The organism is Brevundimonas sp., assembly GCF_032107865.1.
Classification (GTDB): Bacteria; Pseudomonadota; Alphaproteobacteria; order Caulobacterales; family Caulobacteraceae; genus Brevundimonas.
Genome location: NZ_DAMCNG010000154.1, coordinates 1 through 6,826, shown reverse-complemented (window position 1 = coordinate 6,826; position 6,826 = coordinate 1). Strand labels below are relative to the sequence as shown.

At 64.8% G+C, this 6,826-nt stretch carries 8 protein-coding genes; 1 reads left to right on the top strand and 7 read right to left on the bottom strand.

What is annotated here, in order from left to right; genetic code table 11:
- On the bottom strand, nucleotides 1-522 hold a 522-nt coding region (locus RT567_RS12125), incomplete at its 3' end, for an acyclic terpene utilization AtuA family protein (RefSeq protein ID WP_313576584.1).
- Between the two features lie 91 nt (nucleotides 523-613).
- Between RT567_RS12125 and RT567_RS12120 the strand changes: the two genes are divergently transcribed.
- The gene (locus RT567_RS12120) at nucleotides 614-1,567 is read left to right on the top strand and encodes a LysR family transcriptional regulator (protein WP_003165209.1); all 954 of its coding nucleotides are present in this window, start codon (nucleotides 614-616) and stop codon (nucleotides 1,565-1,567) included.
- Between the two features lie 58 nt (nucleotides 1,568-1,625).
- Here RT567_RS12120 and RT567_RS12115 read toward each other — a convergent pair whose 3' ends face one another.
- From RT567_RS12115 to RT567_RS12090, 6 genes are all read right to left on the bottom strand, one after another.
- A complete protein-coding gene (locus tag RT567_RS12115; protein WP_003165208.1) occupies nucleotides 1,626-2,057 on the bottom strand; it encodes a helix-turn-helix domain-containing protein in 432 nt (143 codons plus the stop codon).
- Between the two features lie 66 nt (nucleotides 2,058-2,123).
- Nucleotides 2,124-2,438 carry a hypothetical protein gene (locus RT567_RS12110; RefSeq protein WP_003165207.1) on the bottom strand — a complete coding sequence of 105 codons (315 nt, stop codon included), beginning with the start codon at nucleotides 2,436-2,438 and terminating at the stop codon, nucleotides 2,124-2,126.
- 162 nt (nucleotides 2,439-2,600) lie between these two features.
- Nucleotides 2,601-3,053 carry a DUF305 domain-containing protein gene (locus RT567_RS12105; protein ID WP_003169256.1) on the bottom strand — a complete coding sequence of 151 codons (453 nt, stop codon included), beginning with the start codon at nucleotides 3,051-3,053 and terminating at the stop codon, nucleotides 2,601-2,603.
- On the bottom strand, nucleotides 3,050-5,560 hold the full coding sequence (locus RT567_RS12100; RefSeq protein ID WP_035285029.1) for a heavy metal translocating P-type ATPase: 2,511 nt from the start codon (nucleotides 5,558-5,560) through the stop codon (nucleotides 3,050-3,052). The genes RT567_RS12105 and RT567_RS12100 overlap by 4 nt, the downstream gene beginning before the upstream one ends.
- 173 nt (nucleotides 5,561-5,733) lie before the next feature.
- Nucleotides 5,734-6,363, bottom strand: a complete 630-nt coding sequence (locus RT567_RS12095) for a methyltransferase family protein (protein ID WP_003165205.1) — start codon at nucleotides 6,361-6,363, stop codon at nucleotides 5,734-5,736.
- Nucleotides 6,360-6,826: cation transporter (locus tag RT567_RS12090; RefSeq protein WP_313576583.1), on the bottom strand; the 467-nt coding region annotated here is incomplete at its 5' end. The genes RT567_RS12090 and RT567_RS12095, both read right to left, overlap by 4 nt.

The following is a 6,826-nucleotide window of genomic DNA, read 5'->3' as shown; positions in this document are numbered from 1 at the left end:
AAGGGGGTCCCTATTGCACGCCGATAGGGGGTCCCTTTTAGACGCCGATTGACACTCCACTACAGGCTCAGCGCCCATGTAGGCGTTGGCGGAGATCGCCCGCTCCGCCAACCCGTCGAGAGCGCCATGTGTCGTGGCGATCTGCAGAACGTCGTCGCCGATCACGGCTGCGATCTTCAGGCCGCTCAAGCCTAGACCTCGCGCTGTTGCAGCCGTCGCGCGGGCCGCGCCCACGGGATTGGCCGCCCCCATATTGCTGATGATGCGCGTATTCTGGCGTGCGCAGGTGGGCAGGACAGCCGTCATGCGCTCAATCAGCAGAGGGTCGTACCCGCCATCGGGATCGGCCATGCGTGATCGGACGGCTCGTGCGATCGTGCGCTCGGCCAGGCATTCGAAGACCAGATAGTCCAGCCGGCCATATTCGGCCAGAACGACCGCCGGCTCGATCCGATCGCCGGAGAAGCCGGCTCCGGATCCGATTCTTACAGCTGATTTTTCGCGGATGTATGCATCGGACATGACGCTATGTTTCGCGTCGCTTATAGAATTACAATGACTATTGCCTGATCAACTTATTCATCGTTAGCATAGATCGAAGGGAGCGCGGACTATGTCGCATCAGATCGAACTGCGGGAGTTGCGGCTGTTCCGGGGCGTCGCAGAACACGGCAGTTTCAGCCTTTGCGCTGAACATTGTGGTATTTCCCAGCCGGCGCTTAGCCGCACGATCAAGCTGATGGAGGACCGGTTGGGAGTTCGATTGTTCGATCGGGACACGAGAACTGTTGCGTTGAGCAGCTATGGTCGTCACCTGCTGCCGATCGCCGAGCGGGTGCTGCGAGAGGTCGAGGCGGGGCTGGACTCTCTTGATCAGTTGGCTTCGGGCGCGCGTGGCCGTATCGTTGTGGCCAGTTTGCCGTCCCTTTCGGCGACTGTGCTGCCTCGCGCCATCTCGGCCTTTCGCGAGACTGCGCCGGATGTCGAGTTTGAACTGATCGACGCGCTGTCGGGTGACATCGCTGAGGCAGTCATTCAGGGGAGAGCGGATCTGGGTTTGGCATTGCGGCCGATCAAGGATGATCTCTTCAACTATGAGGAGATTGGCTTGGACCGTTTTGGCCTGGTCTGTCGTGAGGACGATCCCATGGCCGTGGGCCCGCGCGTTTCCTGGCGCGATTTCGAGATGCGCCCCTTCATTGCAATGGCGTCCAACAGCAGCGTGCGCTTGATGACGGACGCCGCTTTCGTCCAGGTGCGATCACCGGTCAAGCCGCTCTATGAGTGTTCACAGATGGCTACAGTCGGGGCCCTGGTGCTGAACGGCTTGGGCGTTTCGGCCCTGCCGCGCCTGGCCATGCCACTGACCGCCGCGTCCGGCCTGGTTTGGAGATCGTTGTCGCAACCTTCGCTGAAACGGTCGGTGGGGATCATTACGCGTCGTAACCAGGCAGTCAGTCCCACGCTCGCGTCGTTCATATCTACCGTCATCAGGCATTCCGATGCGGTTTTGGGGAGATGCAAAGCGCATTTGAGTCAAGCTGACGGTGCTGGGGACGCGGGCTGAGAACTTCAGCGGTTGGTGCTCCAAGGGGGAACCTCCAAGCCGGTCATCCGAACAAGCCTTATTTCTTATCGCTCGTCGCCGTCGGATCGACGTCGGCCTCCGCGCCAATGTGCGTCGTCTCGACCGCTGTCGTCGCAGAGGATGGCGACAGCGCGAGCGCTTCGACATACCGCAGCAGGGGCTCGCGCTGCGCTTGCGTCAATCTCTCCCAGGCCTGAAGCAGACGATGACGCTGTTCGTCTGACGCCGGGTGGTCCTCTTCCCCCAGCCCCAGGAGTCGCGGAACCGTTGTGGCCAGCGCCAGCGCCAGCTGGCCCAGGCGCACGGCTGCAAGGCCGTTCAGGCCCTTCTCATACTTCTGGATCTGTTGGAATGACAAGCCGACCTTGCTGCCGAGCGCGGCCTGGCTGAAGCCCAGCGCCTTTCGTCGGTCACGGATGCGTCGGCCGATGGCTCGATTGTAATCCAGCTTCGCCTGCAGCTCGGTCACGTCGGTCCTCCTGATCTTGAACGTCGATACGCTGGATCTCGCTAGGGGCTTCTCTGACGGTGACCGCTAATTGACGGACACCGGCCCGGAACGTCCGGGAGGTGCGACGCGTCGCTCGACGGGCTCGGCGGCCTGCTGCGCGGATGCAGCGGAGGAAGGGTGATTGTGAGGCGACCGGTTCATGTCGTGACGCGTCACGTAGAGAAACAGGGTTCCCGCGATCCAGAGCACCGCGAATGGCAAGCTCAGGATCAGCATCGTCCGGCCGCGGGGCGCCAGCAGCACGCAGGCGAGCGCGACCAGGGGGAGAGCTGCGCCGTAAGTGATGTAGAGCGGCAAGCCGGTCGCGTTGAACAGGACGATGCCGAGATAGAGCACCACCCCTGCTCCCACGAGGCCGTTGAAGCTCGCGTATACGCTGTCCATAACCGGCCGGGGTTTGGTGTTCCTGCGGATACGATATGACCGCAGCCGCTTGCCGTAGCGTCCAGGCCGCCAGGCGATAGTCTGACCTCGGATGGGAGACTTCCTGCGCCTCATCCCTCAGTTCCCGGGCCTGGCGCCCTCGAGCGTTTCCGCCCTTTGGCGCTGTGCCAGCCAGATGCGCATGCGGAGGATTTCAGCGTCCCGGCTGCGGATCACATCTTCGGCGAGCGCCTTGGCTTCAGGGTCGGATCCCTGTTCGAGCTCGATGCGGGCCATGGCGACGGCGCCTTCGCTGTGGGCGATCATGAGGCGTATGAAGTCCGCATCGGCCTTGTCGCTCCAGTTGATGTTCATGGCCTGATGCAGCCGCTCGTTCGCTTCCTTGAAGGAACGGGTCGCCGCGCTGTCTTGGGGCCTGTCGCCATGGCCGGCATGTTCGTCGATGGGGCGCGCGTCGACGGAGCCGGCTGTATCGATGGCGGTTGACCCCCGCTTTGTCACCACGCCCAAGAGGAAGGCTGAGAAAGCGAGGAAGACGACGATGATGGCGAGGCCGCTGATACGTTTCATGAGCGGGTCTCCGTCGACGCGCGCCGTGTGCCGCGTCGATCCTGATAGGCGAGCAGGCGCAGGGCGTTAAACACGACCAGCAGCGTGGAGCCTTCGTGGACCGCCACAGCGGGCCCGATGCCCAGCCCGAGGATGGTGGCCGGAACGAGAAAGGCCACGACGCCGAGGCTGACGACCAGGTTTTGCCGGATGACGCTCCGCGTTCGCCGGCTTAGGCCGACCGTGAAGGGCAGTTGGGCGAGGTCGTCGGACATCAGAGCGACGTCCGCGGTCTCCAGCGCGACATCCGAGCCGGCGGCGCCCATGGCGATCCCGACGGTGGCGGTCGCCATGGCGGGAGCGTCGTTGACCCCGTCGCCGACCATAGCGACCTTCGTCTCCTCTCGAAGCCGCTTGATGGCGTCCACCTTATCTTCGGGCATGAGATCGCCCCAAGCCTCAGTAAGCCCGACCTGTCCCGCGATGGCCTGGGCGGCCTTCTGATGATCGCCGGAGATCATGATCATGCGTTGCACGCCCAGATCGCGCAGCGCGGCCAAGGCCGCTCTGGCCGCCGGCCGGGGCGTGTCCAGAAGACCGATCACGCCGAGATCGCGCGCGCCGGCGCGGACGACCATCAGGGTGCGCCCTTCGAGCCGCAGCCGGGTGACCGCGAGCGTCGTCTCGTCGCTGAGCGGCGCGACGCCGTCCGCCCCGAACATTTCGGGCTTGCCGATCCAGATCGTCTCGCCCGCCCATCGGGCGGTGACGCCTTTCCCCGTCAGGCTTCTGAGGTCTGAGGCGGGAGACGGGGTGAACTGGCCGAGACGTTCTGCGCCATCGCGCGCGATGGCGGCGGCCAGGGGATGGTCGCTGAGGCGCTCGACGGCGACGGCCGCCGACAGAAGATCGGCTTCGCGGGTTCCTTGGACGGGAATGATGTCGGTGATGCGCGGACGGCCTTCCGTCAGGGTGCCGGTCTTGTCAAAGGCGATGGCGTTGAGTGAACCGAGGTTTTCCAAGGGGGCGCCGCCCTTGATCAGAACGCCCGCCCGAGCTGCGCGCGCCACCCCGGACAGAACGGCGCTAGGCGTGGCGATGGCCAGGGCGCAGGGGCTGGCGGCGACCAGCACCGCCATGGCGCGGTAGAAGCTGTCGCGGAAGGGCTCGTCGATCACGACCCAGGCGAACAGCAGGACGAAGGCGAGCCCGAGCACCACGGGCACGAAGATGCGTTCGAATTTGTCGGTAAACCTTTGAGTGGGCGACTTCTGAGTTTCGGCTTCGCTCACCATCCGCACCACCTTGGCAAGGGTGGTGTCGCTGGATTTGCGTGTGGTCTCGATCTCGATGGCGCCGGCGCCGTTGATGGTGCCGGCGAACACGGCCGAGGTATTGGCGATCGAGGACCGCCCCGATCGCGCCTCTGCGGGATCGGCGACCGGCTGCTTGTCCACCGGCATGCTTTCGCCTGTGACCGGAGCCTGGTTGATGCTGGTCGTGCCCAAGAGGACGAAGCCGTCAGCGGGCAGGCGTTCATTGGGTCGCACCACGATCACGTCACCGATCTCGAGCTGTTCCACCGGCGTCTCTATGAGGTCGTCTCCCCGCCGCACTCTCGCCGTGCGCGGGGCCAGTTCGGCCAGAGCCTCAATGGCCCGTTTGGCGCGGCCCATAGCGTAGTGTTCGAGCGCGTGGCCCAGGCTGAACAGAAAGAGGAGTAGAGCTCCTTCCGCCCATGCGCCTAGCGCCGCCGCGCCCGCCGCCGCCACCAACATCAGGGTGTCGATCTCGAAACGCCCGCGTTTCAGGTTCTCGATGGCTTCGCGGACCGTGAAGAAGCCTCCGAGCCCATAGGCGACGAGGAAGAGCGTCAGCGGCGCCCATCCGGAAAGTCCCGGAACCAGTTTCTCCAGGGCGAAACCGATGCCGAGCGCGCTGCCGGATCCCAGGGCGAAGACGAGCTCGGTGTTGGCGCCGAAAACCCCGCCATGGGCATGATCGTGATCGGCATGTTCGCCTGTTCCTTCGTGGTCGTGATCGCCTTTCTCGGGTTCAAATCGTTCGGGCGGGGGCGGGAAGGGAGAATGGGAAAATCTCAGCCTGTGGTCCGCGAGGCGTTGCTGAAGGGCGTCCCGGCTAGTCCGAGTGTGATCGAACTCCAGGCGCAAGGCGCCCGCCACGTCCAGAGCCGCTTCGAGAACACCGGGTTCTTCGGCCAGGGCGGCTTCGAGCCTGCGGGCATGGCGGGCGTGGCGTACGCCCTCCACCCAACCGATGAGATGGCCGAATCGCTGGCTGATCTCGGCGCCCGCCTGCAACGCCTTGCGCCTGACGTCCGCTGGAGAAAGCGCAGCGGGGTCGTAGTGGAGGCAGAGTTGAGATGCGCCGTTCGTTTCGGCGACATGGACTTGGAACAGGCCGGGTGCGCTGCTGAGCCGCTTGACGAGGCGTTCGACGCAGGCGTCGGACGCGTCGGGGGCTTCCGGCAGCAGGACGGGGATGTCCATTCTGACCGTGTTAGGCATGTCTGAACTCCGGAGGTGAGACGGGGGCGGGTGGAGGGCCGATCTGCGGCGCGGCGCGCTTCGCCTCGGCTTCAAGGGAAGCGGCCTGCACGGCGCCGCCGGCGAGAAAGGCGATTGCGGCTAGTATAGCCGTCAAGGATGTCACCAGGCGCGCGCGTTCCATGAGGTTTTGCTCAAGGCAATTGCAGGACGGCGCCGAACCAGCCGAACTGCTGCGCCGCTTCGAGCAATTCGAACAGCGGAACGGCGAGAAGGAAGAACAGTCCGTCCTGGATCGTGCGCACGAAGAAGGTCGGACGAATGCAAAGCTCGGCCTCATCACGCCAGAGCCTCGGGTTCGGCATGAAGCGCGGGGTGCGCCGCCGATAGGCGTCGTAGGTCTCCCCGAACGTCTCGCTCAGGTAGCGCTCCTCCCGGCCGACGACGGTGCGGAACACAATCCAGCAGGCAAGGACGAACACCAGCCCGACCGACAGGCTGCCGGACATCGCCCCGGCTCCGAAGGCGCCGATGAAGCTGAAAACGTAGAGGGGGTTGCGGCACAGGGAGTAGGGGCCGCTCGTCACGATCTCCTGTTTCTTGCGGCCACCGATATAGAGGGAGCACCAGGCGCGGCCGATGATGCAGAGCATGATGGCGATCAGACCGAGATGCTCGACCGCGTGTTCGAGCCGTGGCTCGGCCTTCACCATCAGCGTCCAGGCCAGAAGGGCGAAGAGGCCCACGAGAATGAAGAGTTTGCGCCACCGCTGAACCGAGCGGAGATCGATCGGAGCGGCCGAGCGGCGGCCCGGGGCGTTCATTGGGCTTGTCCCTTATTGGCGACGCCCCGGGCGTCCTTGAGGATGTCGACGCCGCCCTTCACCGCGATGGCCGCCACGATCAGCCCCACCACCAGGTCCGGCCACGCCTGGTTCAGCGCCATGACCAGACCTCCGGCGATCAGGATGCCGCCGTTGGATGCGAAGTCATTGAAGCTGAAGGTCTCGGCCGCGCGCATGTTGACGTCGTCGCTGCCTTGACGCCGGATCAGCATCAGGCAGATTAGGTTCACCACCGCTGCGATGACAGCCAGGCCCATCATGGTCCAGCCGACCGGCTCCGTCCCGACGATCCAGCGCCGCCCTACGTCGATCAGCACCCCGGCGGCGAAGATCAGCAGCATGATCCCCGACAGCCGGGCGGCCCCGCGCTTCCACGCCATCGCCCGTCCGACCGCCAGGAAGCTGATCAGATAGACGATGGCGTCTGATCCGTTGTCGGCGG

Excerpts from the sequence above, each read along its gene's own strand:
- RT567_RS12105 (WP_003169256.1), bottom strand. The coding sequence starts at position 3,053 with ATGAAACGTATCAGCGGCCTCGCCATCATCGTCGTCTTCCTCGCTTTC.
- RT567_RS12120 (WP_003165209.1), top strand. The coding sequence starts at position 614 with ATGTCGCATCAGATCGAACTGCGGGAGTTGCGGCTGTTCCGGGGCGTC.
- RT567_RS12100 (WP_035285029.1), bottom strand. The coding sequence starts at position 5,560 with ATGCCTAACACGGTCAGAATGGACATCCCCGTCCTGCTGCCGGAAGCC.
- RT567_RS12095 (WP_003165205.1), bottom strand. The coding sequence starts at position 6,363 with ATGAACGCCCCGGGCCGCCGCTCGGCCGCTCCGATCGATCTCCGCTCG.